Below are 25915 nucleotides of genomic sequence, written 5' to 3' on the forward strand. Positions count from 1 at the left end.
TCATTCCTTTCTGTCAGATAGCAAGGTAAACTGAAGCTGTATGATGAGAATTCCATGTGGCCAACCCACTAGTCAAAAGTTACAGGAGTCATGTAAGCGCTATTTATAGTATAAGTGAAGGAGACCTATCATGCCAACGTTACAAGCGCAATTCGAGACACGCTGTCTTTCCTCTTTGGTGAAAGTATTTTCAGACGAAGAGCTTCAAGCTGCAGCATATCACGCCGCCTCTGCCTTGCAAGGCGAAATTTACTCCTTTCAAGTTGCCTATCGGAGCCAAGTTCACCTGCCTTTCTCTTTGGCGGTGACGTCAACTTTGCAAGAAGGCATCCGTCTGAGCAGTGTGCAGTTGGTGCCGGCTGAATTTCCCAACAACCCGAACCATGATGGAGATGTGCTGCGCGATACGCCGGGGCTATACCCGGATTTGCTCGTGCCTGTGCCGGATTCGGGTATGCTTAAGGCAATTCCCAAACAGTGGCGCTCGATTTGGGTCACGATGGAGGTAGGCTCTGACGTGCAGCCGGGTTCTCACGCGGTAAGTATCGCCTTCGTCGACACGGCAGGGGAGACGCTATCCAGCGAAACGTTTACGCTCACCGTGCTGCCTGCCGCACTGCCGGAACAAAAGCTGCTTCATACAGAATGGTTCCACACGGACAGCCTGGTCGTCTATTACGGGTTAGAGGTGTTCAGCGAGCGATATTGGGAAATCGTTGAATCGTATGTGCAGACGGCAGCAGCGTACGGCTGCAATATGCTGCTGACGCCGATTTTTACACCTCCGCTCGATACAGAGGTCGGTGGGGAACGTCCAACGGTTCAACTGGTGGATGTCTGGAAGAACGGCGAATCCTACACGTTCGGTTTCGAACGGCTGAAGCGCTGGGTCGAGATGGGGAACCGTAACGGAGTGAAGGTGTTTGAGCTCTCGCACCTGTTCACGCAGTGGGGTGCGAAGCATGCTCCAAAAATTATGGGCATCGTTGATGGCAGAACGCAGCGCATTTTCGGCTGGGAGACGGATGCGGCAGGCGAAGCGTATCAGGGCTTTCTGGCACAATTTTTACCGGAACTGGTCGGTTTCCTCAAGGAAAATGACTTGTTGAATCGCACCTATTATCATATCTCGGATGAGCCTACGTTCGAGCATTTGACGTCCTACAGCAGCGCCAGTCTTTGTGTGAGGCAGTTTATGGGGGATGTCCCGTCTCTGGATGCACTCTCGGACATATCGTTCTATGAGCAGGGGCTTGTTCAGACGCCGGTTGCTGCAAGCAATCATATCGAACCATTTTTGGAGCGTGGAGTTGAGCCCTTATGGACCTATTATTGCTGCTCCCAATATGAAGCCGTTTCTAACCGCTTTCTCTGTATGCCATCTGCGCGCAACCGCATCTTAGGCTTGCAACTCTATAAATATAACATCGCAGGTTTCTTGCACTGGGGCTATAACTTCTGGTTCTCACAATATGCCAAATTCCCGATCGACCCGTATCGGAATACGGATGCGCATTATGCGTTCCCTGCAGGCGACCCTTTTGTCGTGTACCCGGGACAAGAAGGAACACCGCTCGTCTCCTTGCGGTTGGAAGTGTTCCGCGAAGCGCTGCAAGACTTGCGAGCTTTGGAACTGCTCGGCTCACTCATCGGCCGGGAACAGACGATTGCGTTGATGGAGGAAGGCGCCGCCGAGCCTATTACGTTTGCGTCCTATCCAAGGGACGAGGCGTGGCTGCTCGCTTGCCGGGAGCGCATTAATGCGGCGATCGGGCAAGCTGCAGCGAGTGGCGTGAGGGCAGAACAGTAGGTGCTGTCCACGTAAGCTTGAGTATGTAATTGTCGAAAAGGGGTCACGGCTCGGTACGAACAACTTGAGAAGAATGTGGTAAGAAAAAGAAGTGAAAAGGCTGCCTCCGCTTGATTCAAGCGGTTTGGCAGCTATTTTTTTACATGTATTACGACGTTGTCCCCCTCATAGGGGAACTACAGGGCGTTATTTCACAGAAAAACACTACGTGAACTAGCGAGGGGGAACTGTGGTCCGCTATTTTTCCATTTCTAGGGGAAATATCGCTCTTTTAGCCGAATTAAGAGCCTGTAGTTCCCCCGCCATTCACGAACCTCCTATTTTCGCCAATATAGCGTCCTGTGGTTCCCTTAAAAAAGTTCCACACAGTCGCCCAAATCGTTAAGCGCCCCAGATGCGCGGCATCGGCATCGATTCCTTGCCCAGCTCGGCCCAAATATACCGCAGCAGCAACTCGGATTTGAGAGCAGCGTATTCAGGATCGTTCCACAGGTTTCGAATTTCACCCGGATCTTCTTTCAGATCAAAAATTTCACCGTAGGTTTGATTGTAATACACGGTGATTTTGTATCGCTCGCCAACATATGTTTTCTGATGAATGGTTGTTGGCTCATGACGGAATTCGCAGATAGCGTGGTCGCGAGCCATGCTGGCTTTGCCGGTCCATACCCGGCTTTGGTCAACTCCCGTCATATGGTGAGGAACAGGAATTCCTGCCATGGATAGGAAGGTAGGCGCCAAATCGACGAGCGATTGGATGGCCGGCGATGTTCGACCCGCAGGCACATGTCCGGGATATCGAACGATAAACGGTAGCTTGATAAGATCCTCGTAATGAAAGCCGCCTTTATACTGCAGGCCGTGCTGCCCGAAGAAATGTCCATGATCGGTGGTAAACACCACGATGGTGTTATCGGCAAGGCCGAGTTCATCCAACCGATCCAGGATGCGGCCTATGTATGTATCCATACAGCTAATCATGCCGTAGTAGGTTGCAACTAATTGCTTGCGCTCACTTTCAGGCAGCTTCGTATGCGAATGATACCCGTGGATACCAAATCCGCTTTCACGCAAATGGGAAAAATCAGGCTCTGTCTCTTGCGTTAATCCGAAATGCGGCGGATTCTGATCATGCTCCCCAGGTGTAACGGCTGGGATCGTCAACTGATTCGGATCATACATCGTATCCCAAGGAGCCGGAACGAGATAATCCGGATGAGGGTCAAAAAAACTGGACCACAAAAAGAAGTTCTCCTCTGAATTTTTGTACTGTTCCAGCAGTGCGTTCGTTCTTTCAGCGATCCAAGTGTTGTAATGGTATTCCTCCGGGAGATCCCAGTGATGCAGTTGGGAGGGATCCATCGTACCTGTTGGAGCTAGGAAATAATCTCTCCAGTTCTTGCATCCTTTTTCCTCCATCCAAAGCGCATAATGTTGACCGACAAGGAATTCATTTGTATGATTGCGAGCTAGCTCTACATGATCAAAGCCATAGAAATCTTGGTCGAATGTTCGCCAGAATTCAAGATCCTGCAGAAGCGGGACAGACTCAAGAGAGGAATAGGCTTCGGTTGCTCGCAGGGGCTGGAAATGTGCCTTGCCGACTAAAGCGGTACGGTAAGAGGCTTCTTGGAAATCTTCGCCGACCGTATGGCGGTCCTCGAAAAGCTTGGTGCCAAGTGTCCAAGCCCCATGCTGGCTGGGGTGCATACCGGTGATGATGGAAGCGCGGGTAGGCGTACAAGTTGGATTCGGGCAGTACGCACGCGTAAACGTTGTGCCCTCCTGCACCAAACGATCCAAATTGGGAGTGGAGATTTCAGAATTAAAGGCACCCAGGGTGTCCCAATGTTGTTGATCACTTGTGATCAAAAGTATATTAGGTCTTTTCAAAGTGTCTTCTCCTTTCTAATATGTAGATAAGAGTGATTGATTTAAGTATAAGATTGATGGGGATATAACTAAATATCAATATGTTTTGCACTTGTCATTATGTTGTATTCATTATGTGGTATTCATCTTGTTGGATTCATTATCTTGGCCAAGGAGGAATAAGAAGCCATGCAAGAATATGCGTTGGAATATGCGGATTATTGGTATTCGCTGCCACACCCATTACAAACGGCGGGAGGCTGCTGGATTGTGAGGGCGGGACGGAATGAGGCAAAGCCGAATTATATGGCAGGTCCCAAAGTGATTAACCAGACCAGCATCCATTGGATTTTACAGGGGAAGGTGAGGGTTGCCACCAACAATCGGACAATTGAACTTGTGAAAGGCGATTTGTTCTGTTTGTTTCCTAAACAAACGTATACGTACGAAACGATTCATGAGTCAGACGAGAAACCGCTCAAAATGGCGTGGCTGGCGATGGAAGGCAATCAGCTTCCTTACCTTACAGCGCAATTAGGGCTCACTACAGAGATATTTTGGTTGCAACAGATTATCAACTCGGAAGTCGGAGAGGCTTTGCAGAATGTCCTCGAAGCGGTCAGTCGACCGGAAAAAGACGCTCTTCAAGAGCAAAGCTTACTGTACAATTTGTTTTGGAAAATGAACAGCGCCTCCACGCTATTAGTACGGGCAAGAAAGGCAGACTGGCTTGATGATGTGAAGGAGTATCTGGATTTGCACGCGACAGAGCATATTCGAATTGAGGATGCTGCGCGTTTAGTTGGCGTTCATCGTTCCCATCTGTTCGCCTCCTTTCGCACGAAATACGGCGTCTCGCCGCAGCAATATTTACAGAAGATCAGACTCACGAAAGGGGCAAGCTTGCTGAGAGAAACGGCATTATCCGTGACAGAGATCGCATTATCGCTCGGATATCCGGAGCTTTATTCATTTACCCGCTCGTTTACCAAATACTTTGGCAGTTCGCCTAGCGTATACAGAGAGACTTCCAAAAGAATAATTTAGGTTAGACGGCGAAAAGCGCTGGGCGACAAACCGAACTTCCTTTTAAACAGCTTGGAAAAGTGAAATTCATCATAAAATTGCAAATGGGCAGCGATTTCTTTGACAGATAAGCTGGTTGTCTCCAGCGATATCTTGGCCGATTCGAGTTTTAGAGTCAACATATATTCAGTGGGAGATAGGCCTGTTAATGAACGGAAGCGAGAGAAAAAAGTCGTCCGTGACATGCCGCTTTGATCGATAAGTTCATCAACCCGGATGACTTTGTCCAAATTTCGGTGGATGTAGATCATAATTTTATTAAGCTCTGTATGGCGGGCGGGAAGGGCAGCAGAATGCTCCTTAGCGAAGAGAAGCATCACTTCCTGTAAGATGATATTTGTAGAATACGCGTATCCGAATGGCTCAGCAATCAACAGATCAATGATCCGTTCACAGAGTTGAATGGCATCGGCTGCTTTCCCTGTAGAAACCACCTTGTTTACGGGAAGCTGCAGAGCGTGCATGGCATCCAGCGAGCTGAAATCAAGGAAATAAAATTTCCAGTCATTGCCCAGGCATCTGTACGTAGTAGGTATCCCATCTGGTACGAAAAAATAAGTGCCTGCGTGCAACTCAAAGTGCTGCTCATCTTGCGTAAGAAGCCCTTTCCCTTCATAGGTGATAAATAGGCCGGGAACCTCGAATCCTGTTCCTTTCGTTATATGGTAGGAATCGTTTGCTTGCACTTTCCAGATGGAAATAAAGGATGCAAGTGGGATTGGCGTACTTCCTAATCCATAGGGAATATTCATGAAGGACATGAAACATCGTCTCCTTGCGAAATGTTCTAATGTACATTTGAAGTGGGGGATAATAGCGCAATTGGATCATTTATTTGTACAATTATACATGAGTTTATGCCGTCAATCCATGGATGGAATTCCATATTTCCTCTACACTTAAATCATATACATCAAGCAGAGGAGTGTATGGACAATGATGGTGAAAGTAGGAAATCGCGAATTAGAGATGGATGGCGAGCAATTGACGGAGCTTAGAAGCTCCAATGATATTTTGCATGACAAGCAGGCGTTGCGAGAGCGAATGGAAGAAGACGGCTATTTATTGATCCGTGGATTTCATGATAGAGACAAGGTGTTGGCAGCTCGGACGAGTATTTTGGAGAAAATGGCACAAATGGGCAAGCTGGATCGCGACACGCAGTTGGAAGAGGGTGTGATGGCCGACGGCAGCAAAACCATTTTCATGGGAGGAACGAATGAAGATTTGCCCGCTTTGCTGAATGTATTAAATGGCGAGCATATCATGCGATTTTTTGACGAATTCATTGGGGAACAATCGCTTACTTACCATTACAAATGGCTGCGCGCCGTAGGCAAAGGAGATTTCACCGGAGCGCATTACGATATTGTGTATATGGGCAGAGGAACAAAAAATGTCTACACCGTATGGTCGCCGCTTGGAGACGTTTCGTATGAAATGGGGGGATTGGCTATTTGCCTGGGTTCTCACCGTTTCGAAAAATTGAAAGCATCATACGGATCCAAGGATTCAGACCGCGATGGCATCGGCCACTATACCGATGATCCGCTAGTCATTACGGAGAAGTTTGGCGGTAAATGGGCAACTACCGAATTTCAAGCTGGGGATGTGCTGATTTTCGGTATGTTTTTGATGCACTGTTCCCTTGAAAATACGACGAACCAGTATCGCATTAGTGTTGATGCGAGGTATCAATCGGCCAGCGAGCAGGTTGACGAGAGATGGAGCGGCAAAAAGCCGAAGGGCCATTTTAAATAAAAGAAAAGGCTGTCTCAGAGTCAGAAAATGACTTAGGAGACAGCCTCTTCTTTTTCCGCAGTGGCCAGGTGTCATTGGAATTGGATGACAATGGAGTCCATGATCGGTTCATATCCAATTTGCCTATAGACATAATTCGATGTTGGGTTGCTTTGATCTGCGTATAAGCTTGTTGTTTGATACCCGCGATTCAGCAGCCGCTGCGTAAGGTCTGATACACAATCGGAGGCATATCCCTTTTTCCTTTGATTGCTGGGCGTGTATACGTAGGAGATGGTAATATTGTGCCTAGTAGGGCGAGTGGCAGTAGCCATGGAAACCAACTCTCCATCCACATCCCATGCCACTAAATTTCCTTTATTAATGAGAAAGGTGGCTTTGATAGAAGCGTCATCAGAACTAAGAGGTTGATTCGTCTCCTGGCAGAATTGATAGACCCACTCTTTTATAACAGGATGGTCGCTAGCTATTACTCGCCGAAGTTTTCCGTTTGTTTGTAAGGTATTTTTAATTTTTTCTAGTTTGTAAATGATTTGTTCCATGTGGATAGTGGCACGGGTCCCTTGTGCTTGTGAAACATACCTGGCAAGTTCGGTGGTTAGTTTCTTTTCGCCAATTAAACCCGGGATGGGTTGAACGGTCTGCACCAACTGTTCTCCAAGTTCTTGTATGTCCGGAGAAGATAGTGCCGTGGGTTTGGATAAAATAATTTGTTTGGGTTGTGTTTGAAGCAAAACCAATCCTATGTCATCATTTTTCCGTACAACCGCCATGAAAAGAGGGGTTGTATCTTGGTCGATCAGAGATTGCAGAACACCTAGCAATAAATTGTTGGCGGCTTCATCTTGTTCCAAGAAAGAGCTCACCTCTTTTTGAAATGCGGTCACACTCTCATACTTGTCAAAACGTATCAACGGCACCATCCCCTTCGAAATATTAGCGATTATGAATAAAAGGTTAATACATCATAAGTTCCCACATATACTCAAGTAACATTTTGTAAAAAGCTGCTCGTTATGACCTAACCGAAGGTGAGGCTGTCTCCATGCATAAGAAATTGGAATCTGATGCGGATCTGTTTATCGCAGCTTTATCGCAAACACCGGTCTCTGTGCTGCAGACGGATGCTGAAGGAGTTTACTGTGAAGTAGACCGCGGAATTATTGAAAAGTTCACCAATAAATCCGTCCGCTTAAGCACGATTATGGATGAAATTGCTTATTACTACCGAGACGATGGGACTATTTTTCGGGTGGAAACGAACTAAAAGCGTAAGGATATTACGAATAATTTAATGTTAGGCGAAAGAATCTACATTATCAATAGGGAAATGGGAGAGTGACCATACATTGGGTAAATGGAAAGCGGGAACCGTCGGTTTCGTATGTGGCGCCTTATTCTTCTCAGGGCTTACTTACGCGGCGACGGATGCGGTCGGCATAGACGTTTACTTTCGGAAATTGCAGTATTATTTCGATGGTGAGAACAAGCAGCCGCCGAAGGATCTACAAGGGTTTATTTACAAAGATACCACGTACGTACCGCTGAGATTTTTGTCTGAATCGCTTGGGAAACCGGTAAGTTGGGATGATGCAACAAGCTCTATCTATGTTGGGGACAAGCCGGCTCAGAATCCAACGTCAGGATCGGGAGCATTGCAAGTATTTCCAAAGGATAACCCATGGAATACCGATATTTCCAGCTACCCTGTCCATCAAAAATCGGCGCAGTACCTCTCCTCAATAGGCCTCAATACAAGTCTGCATGCGGATTTCGGGACGATGTGGGAAGGTGCGCCAATCGGCATTCCTTACACGATCGTTGGCGGTGATCAGCCGAAAGTTAATGTGACATTCACGGACTATGGCGATGAGAGCGATCCGGGCCCCTACCCGATTCCGTCCAATGCGCCAATCGAGGGCGGACCAAACAGCGACGGCGACCGTCATGTCATCGTTGTTGATAAAGACAATCAATACCTGTATGAATTATACAATGCTCACCCGACTGCAGACGGTTGGCAAGCTTCGAACGGCGCCAAGTGGGACTTGACATCCAATGCCTTGCGGACAAAATACTGGACATCCGCTGATGCAGCCGGTCTGCCGGTTTTCCCTGGTCTCGTCCGGTATGATGAAGCTTCTACCGGTGAAATTAACCATGCCCTGCGGTTCACCGTCCGCAAAACACAAAAGGGCTTCATCGCCCCAGCCACCCATTATGCATCGAGCAGTACGGACCCTAATCTTCCGCCCATGGGACTGAGGCTGCGGCTGCGGGCCGATGTTGACATTTCCGGCTACTCGCCAACGAATCAAGCCATCCTTCGCGCAATGAAGAAATATGGCATGATCGTCGCGGACAACGGCAGCGATCTCTATGTCAGCGGCGCGCCTGATCCGAAATGGGATGACGATGACTTAAGCAAGCTGAGCAAGCTCAAAGGCAGCGATTTTGAGGTCGTGGACACCGGTCCGATTGAAAAATAGAAGTCTAGCGGGACCAACAATAAAAAAACAGCTATCCAAAGTACCCTTTGAACGGCTGTTTTTTTTTGTTCTCGATTATTTCAGGACCTTCATCATCGCGGAGATCATGCCAAAATGATTGGCTTCATGCATGATACTGAAATTGATTAGCTGTTCAATTGTTGCAGCTTTCATCATATTCTCCTTGACTGCAACATCCAGCTTATCACCCAAGGATTCACGGATGTGGGCAGGTTGTTCCTTCAGCTGCGCAATAATCACATCCCACGCAGGCGGTTCTTCTTGCCAATCCGCAGGTTTTGTGCCATTGCCAAAAAAAGAGATATAGTTCGCCGGCACTAACGAAGGTTGTTCGGAAAGCGTGAATATGAGGCGATCCGTCACCGCAAGTACGTGACCAATTTGCCAATGAATGCTGTTGTTAAACCCAGCCGGCACGACATTTCTTTTATCCACAGGACATCCTTCAACTAATTGCAGTAATCGATTACGGTATCTGTCCAATGCTCCGAATAAAAAGGTATCTCTCATTCTAATCCATCCTCCTGATAATTTGAAATGAAACGCGATCGGTTTCTATTGTACCACTCGCAGCAGCTTCCTGACATATTCCTTCGGCGTGCAGCCATTATAGCGTTTGAACAGCTCATAAAAATGGGCCATATTCTCGATCCCAACAGCAACGGCAATATCGGTGACAATGTCGGTTTTGGTAATGAGCAGCTGCTCGGCTTTTCGAATCCGCTGCCGGTTCACATAATCCGTGAAGGAGACGCCAACGCATTTTTTGAAAAATTTTGAAAAGTACGTATAGCTCATTCCTGCGCTCCGGCTAACTTCTTCCATGTCGATTTTTTCTCCTAGACGGGTTTCGACATAATCGAGAATGGGCCTCATAACGGCCGCGTCCACAAAGCCGAAAGGCTGCAGAAGCTCACGCCGGTCATGCCGCAGCAGCGTTAGCAGCAAATGCTTAATGTGCATGCTCATAGCAATTTCATAGCCTTTGGTTTTGTCCATCATTTCGGCATGAATGTCTACGATGATGCGGCCGATTTCCTGCTTGGCGCGCTCATTTTCAAGAAACATATAGTTCAGATCTTCGAGCGGCCGCACCATTTCCGAAAAATGCCGATAATACATCATCATCGCAGGATCAAAATAGGGCTGTAGATCGACGTGGAGCACGATGTAGACGAGAGGTTCGTCTTCCGGCTTATGACTGTGATGCAGCTGGGAAGAACCGATAAGGACGACTTCTCCCGGAGACAGGTGATAAAGATTGTCCGGCGTACGAATATCCAGCTTTCCTTCTTGCACGATAATCAGTTCTACTTCTTTATGATAATGCCATTGCTGAGCAAGCTGTCGACTCTTCGGATTTGTGTTAGTGAACTGCCAAACCTTCATGCATAAATGTTCATTCTGATAATAAATGGGTTCTTTGAACGTTTCCATAAGTAATACCACCTAATCATCACTGCAAATTTGGATATAAACAAGACAAACCTTGTCATTTTTGAATAGCTGTCGAATCGGTATGATTGCTTTAATTAGTATACAACAATTGAAAGGGCGAGTGAGAGATGAAAGTAGCAGTAGTCGGCTGTGGCGGTATGGGTCAGTGGCATGCGAAGTGTTATGCGAAGATGCCCGGTGTAGAGTTAGTTGGCGTATGTGATGTTCAGCTGGAGTTTGCGGTGGAAGCTGCCAATAAAGTAGGGACGGCAGCGTTCGCGTCATTTGAGGAAATGCTTACGGCGGTCTCGTTTGACGTGGTTAGTGTCGCAGTACCAACCTTTGTACATAAAGAAGTTGTGCTTCAAGCCGCAAGAGCGGGGAAGCATGTTATTTGTGAGAAACCGGTTGCGCTTGATCTGCAAGATGCGCAAGAGATGATTTCCTGCTGCGAGGAAAATGGGGTTCGCTTGTTCATTGGTCATGTCGTGCGGTTTTTCCCTGAATATGCGCAAATGAAGCAGCAGATGGATGCCGGACAAATCGGCAGAGTTGGTGTTGCGAATGCCCGGCGCGTGGGCAGTCATCCGGGGGAAGCCAGACCTTGGTTTCTGGATGCTGACAAAAGCGGAGGCGTAATCGTCGATTTGATGGTACATGACATCGATTTCATGAGGTGGACACTCGGCGAGGTCAAATCGGTTTACGGGATGAACAAATGTGAGGGAACGATGGATTATGCGCTGGTTACGCTAGTTTTTGAAAGCGGCGCCGTAGCTAATTTGGAGGCCTTCTGGGGATATCCGGGCTCCTTCCGCTATGCGGCGGAGTTTGCAGGTTCCGAAGGACTTGTCCGCACGGACAGCATGAGCGCGCAATCTTTGCAAATACGCAAGGCAGCACCTCCAGAGAGCGGGGGGAAAGCGGTTGAAATTCCGCAAAGTCCGAACTTCTTTGATCCGTATTACATCGAGCTTGAACATTTTCTGAGTTGTATCCGCGACGGCAGCCAACCGATTGTAACGCCTCAAGATGCATGCGAAGCATTAAGAATCGCCAAAGCTGCGCTTGACTCGATTCAATCCGGCAAAGTCGTGCTGCTGTAAAAAGAGCCAAACAATCAGGGAGGAACTTATCATGGATTTATTGAAAATTGGCATGATTAGCTTCGCGCACGGTCATGCATTCAGTTATTTTAATAGCTTACAAGAACTGCCTGAGGTTAAAATCGTTGGGATTGCCGATGAAGTAACAAGCCGGGTTGAAGGTCTCGCCCAGCGCCACGAAGTACCGTATTATGCGGATTACCGCGACCTGCTCGCACAAGATGTGGACGCCGTGGTCATTTGCTCGGAGAATGTTCACCACGCCAAGCTTGTGATCGATGCGGCCAATGCAAAGAAGCACGTGCTTTGTGAGAAGCCGCTCGGCACGACAAAAGAAGAGATGGAGCAAATGATTGCGGCCTGCAAGCATAACGGAGTGCAGCTTATGACAGCATTCCCTTGCCGCTACTTGGCGGCAGTCGTGCGGGCGAAAGAAGCCGTTGAGCGCGGTGAAATCGGTGACATCGTTGCGATTAAAGGGACGAATCACGGAGGGAATCCCGGCGGATGGTTCATCGATAAAAGTTTGTCAGGAGGCGGGGCTGTTCTTGACCACACCGTGCATGTGATGGACTTGATGAACTGGTTCCTACAGTCCGAAGTGAAGGAAGTGTACGCTTATGCCGCTACGCTTTTCAGAGAAGAGCTTGAAGTGGAAGATGCCGGCATGCTGCACATCAAGTTCGAGAACGGCGTATTCGCAGTACTGGATACGAGCTGGTCGCGTCCGAAATCGTTCCCGACTTGGGGAGATGTGACAATGGAGATTGTCGGCACACTGGGAGTCATCACCGTGGACGGTTTTGCGCAGAAGAATGACCTGTTCAGCAATGCAGCGGGTAAAGGGCAATACACCTTCTGGGGAGACAACATGGATGCGTTTATGATCCGTGACTTCGTCAAGGCGCTGCGCCAAGGCGAGCAGGTTCCGGTCACAGGTGAAGATGGCTTGAAAGCGGCGCAAGTGGCGCTTGCCGCTTATGAATCTGCCAAGCTTGGTCAGCCTGTCGGCGTGTAAAATGTAAGCCCGTTTCATTCAGTCTCTTGGACTGGATGAAACGGTTTTTTATTTGCACAAAGGTTCAAAAATAATCATGAATCGAACAAAAAACATCATGAGCCTTCCTCTCGGGAATCGCTATAATTTAATTGAGAACATGATTTTGCAAGTAAATTTGTAAGCGCTTGCACATTTATCTAGGCACGATCACTTTTAAAGCGAAAAAAATAGGGACAACGAATGTGAAATGGACGTGGGCGAAACCCGACATTATGGAGATGGTCGGCAAACAAATCGTTGAGGGAATGGATGACGATCATTTCGCACCGGACACGAATGTGACAAGAGCTCAATTCGCGACACTGATTGCCAAGGTTTTGAATCTGAAGGACAACGCGGGCCAAACGCCGTTCGACGATGTCGCTTCAGGCTCTTGGTATGAGCTGGCGGTAAAAAAGGCGTATGCGGCAGGTTTGATTGATGGCATCTCCGAGCATGAATTGCGCACCAAGTCATGTCGAAAAACAAGAATTTTTGTCGAATTCAAAAGGGAAAAAAGGACATTACCTCAAAATGACCGAATGTATGGTGAGAAAGTCATCTAATGTATGTTGACATGGCGGGGTGCCCAGGATGAAGTTGTTTGCTAAACCGTGGACGTTTTCGGCGACGCTCCATGTTTTATTAGTTGTGATGGTGGTGTTGCCCATCGTGATTATTTCGACCATGATTCTGCAAGTATATAAACGTGATCTTCTGCAGCAAACGACAGAACGTTCCCTGCAGACGCTGCATGCGGTCACCTATTCCGCCCAGCAAGAGATTAGCAAAATCGAGTACGTGACGGCGGCAGTCGGCGTCGACCGGGATATTTTATCGATTGCAACTGGGCTGCATCAAGCGGATGAAAGCAATCGCTACACGTACATTAATGCGATGGAACGTGCGCTAAGTCGATATACGTACTCAATGTCAAGCCAGCTTCTGGCGATTCATTTTTTTTACAAAGATGGCGGCGTGTATTCGTTCCAGCAAAATCTGTCCACAGACGAGCAGGAGGTTCGCGCTATGGAGTGGTATCGGAGAACGTTGAAGCAAACGGATAACGTCCAGTTTCTAGGTCTGCAACGTATGATGTTGTTTGGTCAGACTGAACCATCAGGGCTATCTGCGGCCATCGCGCCGAGCGCTTTTCATACGTTGAGCGATGTTGAGATGGTGTGTTTTACATTAAATGAAGAAGCGTTCGATAAAATTTTTCTGCAGCAGCCCTATGATAAATCCGCTTTTGTCATTGTGACCGGAGAAGGGCAAGTGATTGCAGCGAGCAGCAACTGGGATGAAACGAGTGTGAGTCTTGAACGGCTTGAGCAAATAAAGTCAGCTAGTGAAGGCCATTTTATCGATAAAGCCAGTGAGACGGAGATGCTTGTCACATATGCAGCGGTTGGGCAAACGGGGTGGAAAGTCGTGCATGAAATTCCGTATAGCGAGTTGACGGCCAATTATAACCGGATATATAAGATCGTACTGCTTGCTACATTCGCGGTTATTGCCGTATTTTTGCTCATTTCATTTTATTTGGTGAAAGGCCTTACGAGACCCATTCATGTGCTGGTACGCAAGATGTCCCTGGTCATGGAGGGGGATTTGAATGCCAAAATCGGCACATCGGGCATCGCAGAAATGGCTACGCTTGGGCGCACATTCAATCATATGCTGGACCAAATTAAGCTGTTGATTCGCCAGCGTGAGGAAGAGGAGCAGATGAAAAGGAAAGCGGAGTTTGCCGCCTTGCAGTCGCAAATCAACCCTCATTTTCTGATTAACACGCTGAATGCGATTAAATTGATGGCGCTTATCAGCAAGGTAGATAATATTCGGAACATGACCAATGCCTTGATGCGGCTTGTTTCTTCTTCTTTTAACCGGGGAGGCATTCTTACGCGCTTTTCCGATGAAATTGAAAATTTAAAGCATTATTTATACATCATGGAAATCCGATATGGCCATAAATTCGAAGTCGAATGGCAGATTGATCCGCAAACAGAGTCGAAGTATTTGCTCAAGCTGCTGCTGCAACCGGTTCTGGAAAACAGCATTGTACACGGGATGGCCGGTAAGGAATCGCAAGGTAAAATCGTTATAGCCGCTAATGTTCATGAAGGCAGCTTGTACATCGTCATTGCGGATAACGGTGAGGGAATGACCGAGGAACAGTTAACGCAATTCCGTGCGAAAAGCAGTCCTCATACGTTCTCAGGGATGGGGTTTGCCAATGTGCACCACCGCATTCAGCTGCACCACGGAGAGGATTACGGCTTAACCCTGGCAGCGAATGAACCGGAGGGAACGAAGGTCACGATGAAAATTCCGCTTATTTTTAAAAATAAAGATGAGGAGCCGCTGTAGTTCAAAAAAGATCAACTCTATAGCCGAAAAGATCATTTGGATGCGTTTACATCACGGGTATGATAAGAGTAGAACAAGTGATTATAGAATCAATCATTGGAGGGGTAACGAAGATGGGAAAAAGAAGATTAATGGGCACGGCATTAGTTAGTGGAATCGTGATGTTGAGTGCTTTAACAGGCTGCGGCAAAGATGCGGCTACACAGCCTGCAGCATCAACCAAACCGGCAGAAACCCAAGCGGCTGCTGCGCCAACTGCGAAACCGGCTGATCCGGTTAAGTTGAAGCTGGCGATGTGGGATGCCAAGGGAGACATTACGTTTTGGCAGGAGAAAGTGAAAGATTATACCAAATTGAAGCCGAATGTTACGGTTGAAGTGGAAAAAGTGCCGGACAACGGCGGCCAATATTTAAAGGTACGCTTAGCTGCAAATGATTTACCTGATCTGTTCTACCTAAAACCAGCCCATATGCAAATTTATAAGCAGTCGCTGCTTCCACTCGATGATCTGAACGGGGCCAAAAATAATAAATTCCCGGCAAAAATCGATGGAAAAATATTGGGTGCACCACTCGTTTCCTTCTCTGAATTCGTTTACTTCCATCCGAGCGTCTTCAAAGAATTGAACTTGGAAGTGCCAAAAACATTGCCTGAGTTGATGTCAACGATGGAGAAAATTAAAACTAACGGCAAATACACGCCGATAGCCATTGGAGGTAAGGAAGATTGGACGTTCTATCCGTTCATGGAATTCGGACCGCATATCCTCTCCGGGGATGAGAATTACTTGGCTACTTTGGCGAAAACGCCTGAACCGTTTGGCGATGGCAGCACATTTGATAAAGTTGGAAAAGTAATTAAAGAAATGTCGAGCAAAAAATTAGCAGGACCAGATGCGCTCTCGATTTCCTTCGATCAATCCACGCAATTGTTTGAATCGAAGAAGGCGGCAATGATTGCTGCCGGTCAATGGTATTACGGCGATTATGTGAACCGTGTAAAAACGGACGATGACGTTGGCGTATTCCCGCTTCCTTTCAGAAGCACCGAGAGCGAACCATTAACGGCTATGACGTTGTCCGATATGAATATCGGGATCAACAAGAACAGCAAAAATGTAGCAGAAGCCAAAGCGTTTTTCGAGTGGATGTTCAGCAAAGAGGTGTATCAAGGTTATATCAATAACGCCCAACAGTTCTCGACCATCAACGGCGTGAATTCGGAAATTCCTTTTTTCAATAAGTGGACGGAAAAGTATCCGTTTAAACCGTTCATTTACAACGCGACAGATGAGGCTTTTGCGAAAGTAAGCGGCGCAGCCCAATTTGATTTCAAAAAAGCGGCACAAGAAATTTACGCTGGCAAACCGATCGAAACCGTGGAAAAAGATTTAAACAATAAGTGGAAAAAAGCGGTTGAATCGAACAAATAAGTTTGGAAGAGAGGGCACTACCTAGGCGACTGGCATAGTGTCTTCTCTTATATACAGGAGTGATCATATGAATTATCGCATGCAGCAAAAAGTCGTAATTTTCTCGTTTCTACTTGTACCGGTTTCACTCTTGCTGTTATTTCTTATCTATCCGACGCTGCAGTTATTTCGTTACAGTTTCACTAGCTGGGATGGCTACAGCCCTAGCTTCAAGTACATCGGCTTCGAGAATTATGTCCGGATGCTGTTTGATTTCCCTGAAGCGTGGCAAGCGATTAGGAATAACGGCGTGTATTTTTTGCTCCATACCATCGCGATTCCACTCGAATTGACGACAGCCGTACTGCTGAACAGAGTGCTGCGTGGGAGTGCATTCTTTCGTTTTTCCGTGCTAATGCCCTACATTATTAACGGAATTGCTGTGGCGTATATGTTTAGCTACATCTATAATCCAATTAACGGTCCGCTGAACGAGTTGTTAAAGGCAGTCGGGCTAGAATCATGGATTCAAAGTTGGCTGAGCGACTCCAACGTCGTTAATTATTCCTTAGTGGTTGTCTCGCTTTGGCGTTACAGCGGTGTGCATGTTGTCTTGTTTCTAGCCGGTCTGCAGTCGATTCCGAAAGATCTGTATGAAGCGGCTGAAATCGATGGAGCGAACTTTTGGCAGCAGCAGCGTTTTGTTACACTGCCAGGCATCCGTCGGGTCGTAGAAATTATCTTGTTTATGAATGTATCGGGAGCTCTTCTGCAGTATGATATTCCGCTTGTCATGACCAATGGCGGTCCAGGCAGCGCAAGCTCAACATTCGGTTTATATTCGCTTCAAACGGCGTTTACGTATAACAATTATGGTTTGGCCTCCTCTATGGCCGTTATGCTTTTATTATTAATTATTATATTTTCAGCGCTGCAGGCTTGGATTGTGAAAGACAGGAGTGAAGCTTGACATGGAACGTACTCAGCTATTGAAACAAACCTACAAGCCGGAAGTGCCGAGCAGGACCCGTTCGATGAGCACACAGCGATTAGTTGGCCATATCGTTTATTATGTCTTGTTTACCTTAATGGCGGCGATCGTTTTCGTCCCCATTTTGCTGGTCGTATTCGGTTCTTTTAAAACAAATCTGGAGCTGGCCGAAACGTCGCCTTTTTCTCTGCCCCAAAGCTTTCTCCATATCGATAACTACGTTAGCGCCTTGAAAGAGGGCAATATGATACGCGGTCTAGGCAATTCTGTGCTGCTCGTTGTGTTGAGTATGCTCGGGAATATGCTGCTTGGTACGATGACGGCTTATGTGCTTAATCGCTTTCAGTTCCGGATGAAAAAAGTGATTCTCATGATGTTTATGGCTGCGATGATTATTCCGGCCTATACGACGGAGATTGCCAGGTTTCAGCTCATACATGCTCTGGGTGTCTATAATACACTAGGTGCGCCTCTGCTAATTTATATCGGAACGGATATTATGCAGATCTACATTTATATGCAGTTTCTCGAAAAGATTTCCGTACAGCTCGACGAGAGTGCGATGTTGGATGGCGCCTCTTATGTGCGCATTTTCCGCTCGATTATTTTCCCATTATTGCTGCCAGCAACGGCTACACTAGCTATACTAAAAAGTGTTACAATAATGAACGATATCTTTGTCCAACAGTTATACATGCCAAGCGCGAAACTGGCGACGTTGGCGACCTCATTGACAGCGTTTGTCAGTACACGCAGTTCCGATTTATCACAGCTTTGCGCAGGGATTATTATCGTGCTGCTGCCTAGCGCCATTTTCTACATCGTGTTTCAGCGTTATATTTTCAAAGGTCTCATGGATGGGGCTGTTAAAGGATAAGGTGGAAGCAGTCAACTTGGCCATTGGAGGATGAATCGGTTGCTTAAAATGATGATTGTTGACGATGAACCGCTTGTTCGCCTTGCGCTTCAACATATGATCGATTGGCCAAGTATGGGGATTGTGGTCGAAGGCGAGGCCGCTGACGGAGCGGAAGCGCTTGAGATTTTGAAGCAGCGTGGCGATATTGATCTCATGCTCCTTGATATCGAGATGCCGAGGCTTAGCGGAATTGAACTGCTGCGGGCCTACTCGCCCGTTATGGAAAAGCGGAGACCCGTCACGATCATGTTAAGCGCCTATAGCGATTACAGTTATGTGCGGGAAGCTTTTTTGCTCGGTGCGATAGACTTCATCGTGAAGGCGGATATGGATGAGGAGCATCTCGTGCCTGTCATTCTGAAGGCGGTCAACGAACTCAGTAAAGAGGAACCTGAGTTAAATTCGCTGCCGGCAAGTGAGATTGAAGACGACATTGATGCGAAAAGCGAAATCCTCCGTCAGCTTATCACGTTAGATCCGAATCAGCAGGAAGAGGCGGCTGCCATAACAACTACAGGTATTCACGAATGGCTTGGTGAAGTGAACCAGTTGGTTGCCGTTATGACCGTTTCGCAAGGTTCACTGGGCAGCAGGCAGGATCGAAGTTTGAACGATGCGAAAACGCAGCGTTTTATTACGCAGTCGGTGCAAACCGTACTGGACGCTATGTCGATCCGGCATTTCATCTATCGTAAAAGTCAAACGGAATACGTGCTTTTCTGCACCTTGGTCCAATATCGAAGCGAAAGCGTGATGCGCGAAAAGGTGCAATCTGCTTTTACCATGATGCAAACCCGGCTGATTCAGTATGTGAACGTGTCGATCTCTATCGGCGTGAGTGAACTGGCCAGCGGAACGAAGCATTGGTACCGTCTGCATCAACAGGCTGCGCATTTGGCGGCGATGAGCTTTTTTGCCGGATGGAACAAAGTGTTTTATCCTGAAAGCTGTATGGATCAGGGAAGATCTGGAGCTGGAGCTGGAACTGGATCTGGATCTGGTGGGAATGCCGGTCAGGACCATGTTCGCAAGCTGCAGCTGACGCTGAAAGCGAATGGGGCAGCGATCACTCAACTGCTGGAACAAGACAATCCGGAGTTATGGAGCAAGGAGTTTGAGCAAATGCAGCTGCTGCTCGGGCAAACATGGGGATGGCGGCCTCAGGATGTTCAGGCTGCCCTTGGAAATTTGCTTTGGGAGCTTGGCGGCTTATTGCATCGCAAAGGGATACGTTGGGATGAACTGCAGGAAGAGCTTCAGCATCCTTTTGAATATATGAGAAGTTTGGAGACTTTGGAAGAAACGAAAAGCTGGCTATATCGGATCTGCACGAATTTGTACAGTTGGCTTCATGGGCAGGAAAAAGCGGATAGCAGCTACAGCACCGTGGTGGCGACGGCTAAGCAATTCCTTGATCTTCATTATATGGAAGACGTCAATCTGGCGTTGATCAGCGAGATGGTGGGCGTTAGCGAAAGCTATTTAAGCAAGCAGTTTACGAAGGAAGTCGGCAGCAATTTCATTCAGTACTTAACGCATTTGCGTATCGAAGAATCCAAACGATTGATGAAAAAGAAGGGCTGTAAAATAACCGACATAGCCGAAAGCGTCGGTTATTTAAATGTTGAGCACTTCAGCCGCATGTTCAAAAAAACGACGGGGTATAGCCCTAAGCTGTATCGGGAGAGTTTGTTGAAGTGAGTCTGGGGGCGCGAGGTGTGAATTGTGGAGTGCCGAGTGCGGGTGCAGAGTACGGAGTGCAAAGCGTTGAGTGGGCAGCGAAGTGCAAATAAGGGAACGCTAGGGCGCTATTTCAGCGATATTAGCCGTTAGAGCGAGCTAGAGGGAACCGTGTGCCGCTATTTCGGCATTTTCGCTGGAATTGGGTCTTATTTAGCAGAAATAAGACCCTGTAGTTCCGCACATCGTGGAAATCTGCACGGTAGCTTTGAAATAGAGGCCGCCAATTGACTTATGATCTGACTAGCGGAATTCTCCGCTAGTTTTTCTGTGTCTGGTGAGGTGGAAGGTTGCAAAATGGTGAGTACAGTGGTTGGATCGTTGAAGGTGGGTAAAGTAGCTTGATTTTCAGAGGCTTTTTATTGTTCAAGAGCCTCTGCATAGGTTAGTGGAACTACAGGGCGCTATTTCAGCGAGATTAGCCGTTAGAGCGAGCTAAAGAGAACTGAGGTCCGCTATTTCGGCGTTTTTGCTGGAATTAGGCCTCTTTAGCAGATATAAGACCCTGCAGTTCCGCTCATCGCGGAAATCTGCACGGTAGCTTCGAAATAGAGGCCGCCAGTTCCCTTATGCCTTATGATCTGCCTTTGCCTCTCCTCCTGGGAGGGTAGCCTGGTTCAAAAAACATCAAAACTAAAGCAAAAAAGATCATTTGTATGCGCTTGCAAAGAAAGTATGATTAAGGCATGCCAAAGGTGTTACATCGCGCCTTCAATGATACATGTCGTATCATGTCGGAATGTCGCGAAAGTTTGGGAACAGGGGAACCTAATCAGGGAGGGTGAATGGTTGTATGAAGTCCAGTAGTCGCAAGTTGAAAAAAAGCGTTACAGTTTCTTTAGCTTTACTTACAGCTTTGCAAGTGTATGCCGCAGTCCCGGCAGGTACAGCACTTGCTGCCGATGGGGATGCTTATTTCCAGGATTACAATAACGGACAGATTGGCGGTTGGAAGAAAACATCGGGCAACGCGACTTTTAGCGTCGTCAACAATATGCTCAAAGTTGTTACATCCGGGGTAACCTTGATGGTGGATGATAACTCGCCCTCCTATCAGAACGCCGAATTGGAAACAAAGCTGAAGGTCGAGAGCGGGCAAGGCCGTTATGGCTTTTTGTTCCGGTATGTTGATGTGAATAACTTTGCCGGTGTTGTCTATGACAATGGGAGTTGGCTCTACTATTACTTGAAAAACGGTACGGAATACTATGGCACGATCGCTTCCAAATCTATGTCTACCAACCAAACCTATGATATAAAACTGAGATATGTGGACTCGGATATTATTTTATGGATCGACGGGGAAAAGGTTGCTGCTGCAACCGTTGGGGATATGCCTTCTGCTCCAGGCAAAATTGGGATGAGAACATGGTTCGACAGTAAAACAATGTACCTTGATGATACGAAGGTCACCCCGTATACGAAGCCTACGCCGCCTAAGCAGGATCCGAATGCCGTTAACTTTGTATCGGAATCCGCTGCGATGAAAGCTGAGTTGGATAGTACGTTTCCGCGTGTAGACAACTACGTATGGAAAGCAACCGGCGCTGTCATGAACGGGCAGAAAAATTATCTTTACGCTGTGAAAATCAATGGAGAAGAGTATTGGCCGAAGACGACGGCGGAAAAAGTAGGCAACAGCGTGATCTACACGATGAATGTGGAAGAGCTAGCCGTCCAAATGAAGGTGAAATTGGAAGTGGTGGACAATACGCTCGATATGAAGTTCACCGAGATCCAGGAAAACGGTTCGACTAAGGTTAAAAGTATTGAATTACCGAACCATAGTCTAGCCTCCGTCTCTTCGACACAGCCGAAAGCACAGGAGACGGCAGCCTGGTTCACCGGTGAGTGGAATAAAGTATTTGAGGAATACAACGATCTGAAAAACGGAGCGCAAAACTTGAATCCAAGCGGCCGTACATTCGGATTCGTCAACTCCGATAAGCTGGCAGCCACGATTGTCAATAATGTCATCAATGGCAACGATAAAGTACGCACGAGTGTTTCGGATGGGGCACCTGGCGAGAAAGTTGCTGCGCTGGCTAACGGTGCTTGGACGTACCGTGAAAGCATGGTTGCTCCGGCTCCGGAAGAGCTGCCATGGTCGAAAGTCATTATTACGCCGGATGCGAATAATGACGGGATTCTTGATTGGCAGGACGGTGCCGTCGTGTACCGCAGCCATTCCGATATGCCTTACGGAAGCGACATGATTAAAGATAACATCTCGTGGATTAGCATGAACATCGCAACAACAGGTATGCCGTTTCTGCGTTCGCTGGACCACGCCAAGAAAATTGCGCATCTGACTGACGAGTTTGGCCAAATTGTCCTGCAGAAGGGGTATCAAGCGGAAGGACACGACGATTCGCACCCGGATTACGGCGGGCATATCGGTATTCGCCAAGGCGGGAAGGATGATTTCAACTACTTCCTGACGGAAGGCAAGAAGTATAACATCAAAGGCGGCGTGCACATTAACGCTACGGAGTACCATTTGGACGCGTTCCAAACGAAGATGACGAACTTGATTGCACCGCTTAGCAAAGGGTGGGGCTGGCTTGATCAAGCGTATTATGTTGACCAACGCAAAGACATTGAGTCCGGCGAGTTGAAACGGCGCTTGGATATGTTGAAAGCAGATACAGGTGACAATTTGGACTTCGTGTATGTGGATGTTTATACAGGCGCAGGTTGGAACGCGAAGAAGCTGGCTGATTATATTAACGGCAACGGCTGGATGCTCGGCACGGAATTTGCTGGCCCGCTGCAAGAACAAGCCTCTTGGGTTCACTGGGGAACAGATCCAGGGTATCCGAATCAAGGCGATGACAGTAAAATTGTCAGGTTCATTCGCAACACGAATGTGGACGGCTTTATGAGCGATGCGCTGTTGAAAGGCAACAAGCAGTCCGGTGTCGGTTATTGGCAGCCTAATTCCCAATTCTACAGCTATCAAGAAGTGACGAAAACGTTCTTTAACCAGAACTTACCGACGAAGTACATGCAGCATTTCCCGATTATGAAAATGACGAACGATCGCGTCGATTTTGAAGGCAACGTATCGGTTGCACGCGCTGGAGATGGAAAAATTCATCTGACGAAAGACGGCAATGATATCGCAATTATGACGGATTCCACCGATATCAGCAACAGCACGATCTTCATCCCTTGGGATCCGGTGAAAGAAGATAAGATTTACCACTGGAATCCGGCTGGCGGCAGCACGACATGGAAGGTCCCTGCGTCATGGAGCGGCGTGCACACTGCGAAGCTGTATAAGCTTACGGATACAGATCGTCAGTTCGTCGGAGATGTGAGCGTAACGAACGGGCTAGTGACGCTAAGTGTCGAGTCCAATGTCGGTTATGTGCTGTACAAAACAGCGGCTCCGCAAGAGGCGGAAACGATCTGGGGCGATGGCAGTCCGGTCAAGGATCCGGGTTTTGACAGCCATAAGTGGGAAACTTGGAGTAAATCGTCTTCCGCTGGAACAACGGATCACATCAGCATCAAGAAAAACAGCAACGCTGACGATTATCTGGAAGTAAAAGGGCCTGAAGATGCGAAAGTCGAGCAGGTTATAACAGGACTTGAGCCAGGCAAAACTTACAGCGCATCCGTCTGGGTGAACGTATATGGAGCGGATCGCAAGTCGTCGATTAGCGTGAAACAGGGCGACATTGAAGTGTCCAACTTCTTGGAAGATACGAAACTGAAATATTTCGCTCCGCAGCACAAATATTACAATACGAATTTCCAACGTGTGAAAGTGAACTTTGATGCAGTAAGCGATAAAGCAACACTTGCGCTTAACGTAGCGCCAGGTGCTGGAACGGTATCTTTCGACGATGTGCGAATCTGGGAAAATCCGGGGAAAACAGATCAAGCAGGCACTGTTCTGAACGAAGATTTCGAGAATGTCGATGAAGCTTGGGGGCCTTTTGTTTATGCGAAAGCAGGCAATGTGCAGACGCATATGGTAGAAAAAGGCGAAAATCAAGTGAAATCCTATGTGTTGGATGGCAACTTCTCGCTGAAAACAAATGAAGGCGGAGCAGGCGAATGGCTGCGTACACTGCCGCAAACACTGCGTCTCGGGACGAATGAAAAGTACCATTTGACGATGCAGGCCAAGGCGGATGTGGCTAATCAGTTCACAGTTGCCGTTCGTGTGAATGATAATGGCACAGTGAGAGATCTGTCGACCAAAACGTTGCCAGCGGGAGCAAGTACGGTTGATTTGACATTCACGACAGACAATGCCAAAAATGCTTACCTCGCCATCCTGAAGGGAGCAGATAACAGCAGTGCCGAGCTCGGAGGCCAGCTTGTTGTAGATAACATCCGAGTAACAGATGAGACCGTACATGCGGTGACTGGCGTAGTGCTCGACAAAACGGATGTTTCTATTGCCGAAGGTGGCACCGTGGAATTGAAGGCGATGGTGCAGCCGGAGAATGCGACGAATAAAAATGTGACCTGGTCCAGCAGCGATGAATCGGTTGCGAAGGTTGAAGTTGTCGAAGGCAAAACGATCGTAACTGGAATAAAAACTGGTAGTGCGAGCATTACAGCGACAACTGCTGATGGCAATTTCCATGCGACAGCAAAAATCACCGTAACGAAAGTAGTGAGTGTACCAGCAACAACGCTGATCGCACCTAGCTCGGTTCAAACGGGGCAAACCTTTACAGTAGGTTTGGGTTTATCAAATGTTACCGAAGCGGTTTACGCTCAGGATTTAATGATAAGCTACGATACTTCGCTAATGGAACTTGTTTCAGCGAAGCCTGCTCAATTGGGTATCAGCTTGGTATCCAAATCGGAAACAACGCCTGGCAAAGTTCGCTTCATCGTTGCGAGCGAAGGAGCGGGTCATGCCATTATCGGCAGCGGCGATGTACTGGAGCTGACCTTTAAAGCGAAAGACATCACGCAGCCGGCAACAGCTCATTTGGCCGTTGAATCGGCGGTGCTCGGGGATGCAACGGGGCACGAAACGAGCGCAACGGTTGGATCGGCGAACGTCTCGATCACAATTCCTGCTCCAGGCACACCTGGCGATATCAATGGCGACAACAAAGTGTCGATTGGCGACCTTGCCATGATCGCAGCCAACTACGGAAAAGATTCGAGCAGCCCGGATTGGTTGCTTGTGAAGAAAGCCGATGTTACTGGAGATAACAAAATTGATCTAGACGATCTTGTGAAAGTGGCTAGTCAGATTATCCAATAGCTAACAAAAAGCACCGCCAGGATGGAAATTCATCCTGGCGGTATTTGTTGTTAGCTACCTGTTCGTTGGCGAGCAACTGGAAATTGTGCAGGTGAGAGAGCAGCAGAAATGAACAAATTAGATTTATAATTTCCCGTTGAAGGTTAGGAGATGGGTGTTTGGGGAGAGATGGTTTTGAGTGACAATGGTTTGGCGGGATGAGGGATGGTGAGGGGTAATCAGTAGTGTGACAGTTTGGTGAAGGTGATTAGTGATAAATGGCATGTCGAGTAGGATGAAGGAAATGAGTAACAAATGGTTGTGATGGGATGAGAGAGGGGGATGAGTGATAGATGGTGTGATGGGATAAGAGAGGGGGATGAGTGATAGATGGTGTGATGGGATAAGAGGTGGTGATGAGAGTTAAATGGTGTGTAGGTGACGAAGGGACGGCTGAGCAGCATAGTTGAAGTCTAATTCAAATTTGAAGGCCTACGTTGCATTATATACAACGTAATGGCCTGGTCTGAACGCGAATGCGATCCTTCGTTGCACAATATACACTACGTTTGCATAAAACCTAACATGAAATATCTAGCCAAAACAAAAAAAGTCACCTATTGTAGAAAATGCAGACA

19 protein-coding genes are annotated in these 25915 nt (G+C 47.5%); 14 read left to right on the forward strand and 5 right to left on the reverse strand.

Translation table 11 applies throughout. The annotated features are described in order from the left end of the window. Nucleotides 1–130: 130 nt before the first annotated feature. Nucleotides 131–1810 carry a DUF4091 domain-containing protein gene (locus AC3WTJ_RS13535; protein ID WP_492522194.1) on the forward strand — a complete coding sequence of 560 codons (1680 nt, stop codon included), beginning with the start codon at nucleotides 131–133 and terminating at the stop codon, nucleotides 1808–1810. Nucleotides 1811–2191: 381 nt separating this feature from the next. Here AC3WTJ_RS13535 and AC3WTJ_RS13540 read toward each other — a convergent pair whose 3' ends face one another. Next, on the reverse strand, nucleotides 2192–3703 hold the full coding sequence (locus tag AC3WTJ_RS13540) for a sulfatase family protein (RefSeq protein WP_492522195.1): 1512 nt from the start codon (nucleotides 3701–3703) through the stop codon (nucleotides 2192–2194). Nucleotides 3704–3871: 168 nt separating this feature from the next. Between AC3WTJ_RS13540 and AC3WTJ_RS13545 the strand changes: the two genes are divergently transcribed. Continuing rightward, nucleotides 3872–4729 (forward strand): AraC family transcriptional regulator, encoded by an 858-nt coding sequence (locus tag AC3WTJ_RS13545; RefSeq protein ID WP_492522196.1) that lies wholly within the window; start codon nucleotides 3872–3874, stop codon nucleotides 4727–4729. Here AC3WTJ_RS13545 and AC3WTJ_RS13550 read toward each other — a convergent pair. Further along, the gene (locus tag AC3WTJ_RS13550) at nucleotides 4726–5529 is read right to left on the reverse strand and encodes an AraC family transcriptional regulator (protein WP_492522197.1); all 804 of its coding nucleotides are present in this window, start codon (nucleotides 5527–5529) and stop codon (nucleotides 4726–4728) included. The genes AC3WTJ_RS13545 and AC3WTJ_RS13550 overlap by 4 nt on opposite strands. A gap of 175 nt (nucleotides 5530–5704) precedes the next feature. On the opposite strand from AC3WTJ_RS13550, the gene AC3WTJ_RS13555 reads away from it, so the two are divergent. After that, on the forward strand, nucleotides 5705–6529 hold the full coding sequence (locus tag AC3WTJ_RS13555; RefSeq protein ID WP_492522198.1) for a phytanoyl-CoA dioxygenase family protein: 825 nt from the start codon (nucleotides 5705–5707) through the stop codon (nucleotides 6527–6529). A gap of 71 nt (nucleotides 6530–6600) precedes the next feature. Here AC3WTJ_RS13555 and AC3WTJ_RS13560 read toward each other — a convergent pair whose 3' ends face one another. Beyond that, nucleotides 6601–7383 (reverse strand): GNAT family N-acetyltransferase, encoded by a 783-nt coding sequence (locus tag AC3WTJ_RS13560; protein WP_492522199.1) that lies wholly within the window; start codon nucleotides 7381–7383, stop codon nucleotides 6601–6603. A gap of 191 nt (nucleotides 7384–7574) precedes the next feature. Here AC3WTJ_RS13560 and AC3WTJ_RS13565 point away from each other — a divergent pair, with 191 nt between their 5' ends. Both AC3WTJ_RS13565 and AC3WTJ_RS13570 read left to right on the forward strand, forming a co-directional pair. Then, the gene (locus AC3WTJ_RS13565; protein ID WP_492522200.1) at nucleotides 7575–7796 is read left to right on the forward strand and encodes a hypothetical protein; all 222 of its coding nucleotides are present in this window, start codon (nucleotides 7575–7577) and stop codon (nucleotides 7794–7796) included. A gap of 82 nt (nucleotides 7797–7878) precedes the next feature. Beyond that, the gene (locus AC3WTJ_RS13570; RefSeq protein WP_492522201.1) at nucleotides 7879–9018 is read left to right on the forward strand and encodes a stalk domain-containing protein; all 1140 of its coding nucleotides are present in this window, start codon (nucleotides 7879–7881) and stop codon (nucleotides 9016–9018) included. Nucleotides 9019–9093: 75 nt separating this feature from the next. Here the strand turns inward: AC3WTJ_RS13570 and AC3WTJ_RS13575 are convergent, their stop codons facing one another. Both AC3WTJ_RS13575 and AC3WTJ_RS13580 read right to left on the reverse strand, forming a co-directional pair. Further along, on the reverse strand, nucleotides 9094–9549 hold the full coding sequence (locus AC3WTJ_RS13575) for a DinB family protein (protein WP_492522202.1): 456 nt from the start codon (nucleotides 9547–9549) through the stop codon (nucleotides 9094–9096). Between the two features lie 45 nt (nucleotides 9550–9594). After that, the gene (locus AC3WTJ_RS13580; RefSeq protein ID WP_492522203.1) at nucleotides 9595–10476 is read right to left on the reverse strand and encodes a helix-turn-helix transcriptional regulator; all 882 of its coding nucleotides are present in this window, start codon (nucleotides 10474–10476) and stop codon (nucleotides 9595–9597) included. A gap of 128 nt (nucleotides 10477–10604) precedes the next feature. Between AC3WTJ_RS13580 and AC3WTJ_RS13585 the strand changes: the two genes are divergently transcribed. From AC3WTJ_RS13585 to AC3WTJ_RS13625, 9 genes are all read left to right on the forward strand, one after another. Further along, nucleotides 10605–11582, forward strand: a complete 978-nt coding sequence (locus AC3WTJ_RS13585; RefSeq protein ID WP_492522204.1) for a Gfo/Idh/MocA family protein — start codon at nucleotides 10605–10607, stop codon at nucleotides 11580–11582. Between the two features lie 31 nt (nucleotides 11583–11613). Further along, the gene (locus tag AC3WTJ_RS13590; RefSeq protein WP_492522205.1) at nucleotides 11614–12600 is read left to right on the forward strand and encodes a Gfo/Idh/MocA family protein; all 987 of its coding nucleotides are present in this window, start codon (nucleotides 11614–11616) and stop codon (nucleotides 12598–12600) included. Nucleotides 12601–12824: 224 nt separating this feature from the next. After that, on the forward strand, nucleotides 12825–13187 hold the full coding sequence (locus tag AC3WTJ_RS13595) for an S-layer homology domain-containing protein (protein WP_492522206.1): 363 nt from the start codon (nucleotides 12825–12827) through the stop codon (nucleotides 13185–13187). A 28-nt stretch (nucleotides 13188–13215) separates the two neighbouring features. Then, a complete protein-coding gene (locus AC3WTJ_RS13600; protein WP_492522207.1) occupies nucleotides 13216–14994 on the forward strand; it encodes a cache domain-containing sensor histidine kinase in 1779 nt (592 codons plus the stop codon). A gap of 113 nt (nucleotides 14995–15107) precedes the next feature. After that, nucleotides 15108–16427, forward strand: coding sequence for an ABC transporter substrate-binding protein (locus AC3WTJ_RS13605; RefSeq protein WP_492522208.1), 1320 nt, complete (start codon nucleotides 15108–15110; stop codon nucleotides 16425–16427). Nucleotides 16428–16494: 67 nt separating this feature from the next. Further along, the gene (locus AC3WTJ_RS13610; RefSeq protein WP_407871962.1) at nucleotides 16495–17376 is read left to right on the forward strand and encodes a carbohydrate ABC transporter permease; all 882 of its coding nucleotides are present in this window, start codon (nucleotides 16495–16497) and stop codon (nucleotides 17374–17376) included. A 1-nt stretch (nucleotide 17377) separates the two neighbouring features. Beyond that, nucleotides 17378–18274 carry a carbohydrate ABC transporter permease gene (locus AC3WTJ_RS13615; protein WP_246068904.1) on the forward strand — a complete coding sequence of 299 codons (897 nt, stop codon included), beginning with the start codon at nucleotides 17378–17380 and terminating at the stop codon, nucleotides 18272–18274. A gap of 30 nt (nucleotides 18275–18304) precedes the next feature. Further along, entirely contained in the window at nucleotides 18305–20017 is a 1713-nt protein-coding gene (locus tag AC3WTJ_RS13620; protein WP_492522209.1) for a response regulator transcription factor, read from the forward strand. A gap of 832 nt (nucleotides 20018–20849) precedes the next feature. After that, complete coding sequence (locus AC3WTJ_RS13625) at nucleotides 20850–25298, forward strand: endo-alpha-N-acetylgalactosaminidase family protein (protein ID WP_492522210.1); 4449 nt, start codon at nucleotides 20850–20852, stop codon at nucleotides 25296–25298. The last annotated feature ends 617 nt before the right edge of the window (nucleotides 25299–25915 follow it).

The organism is Paenibacillus sp. FW101-FHT12H11 (assembly GCF_058790355.1).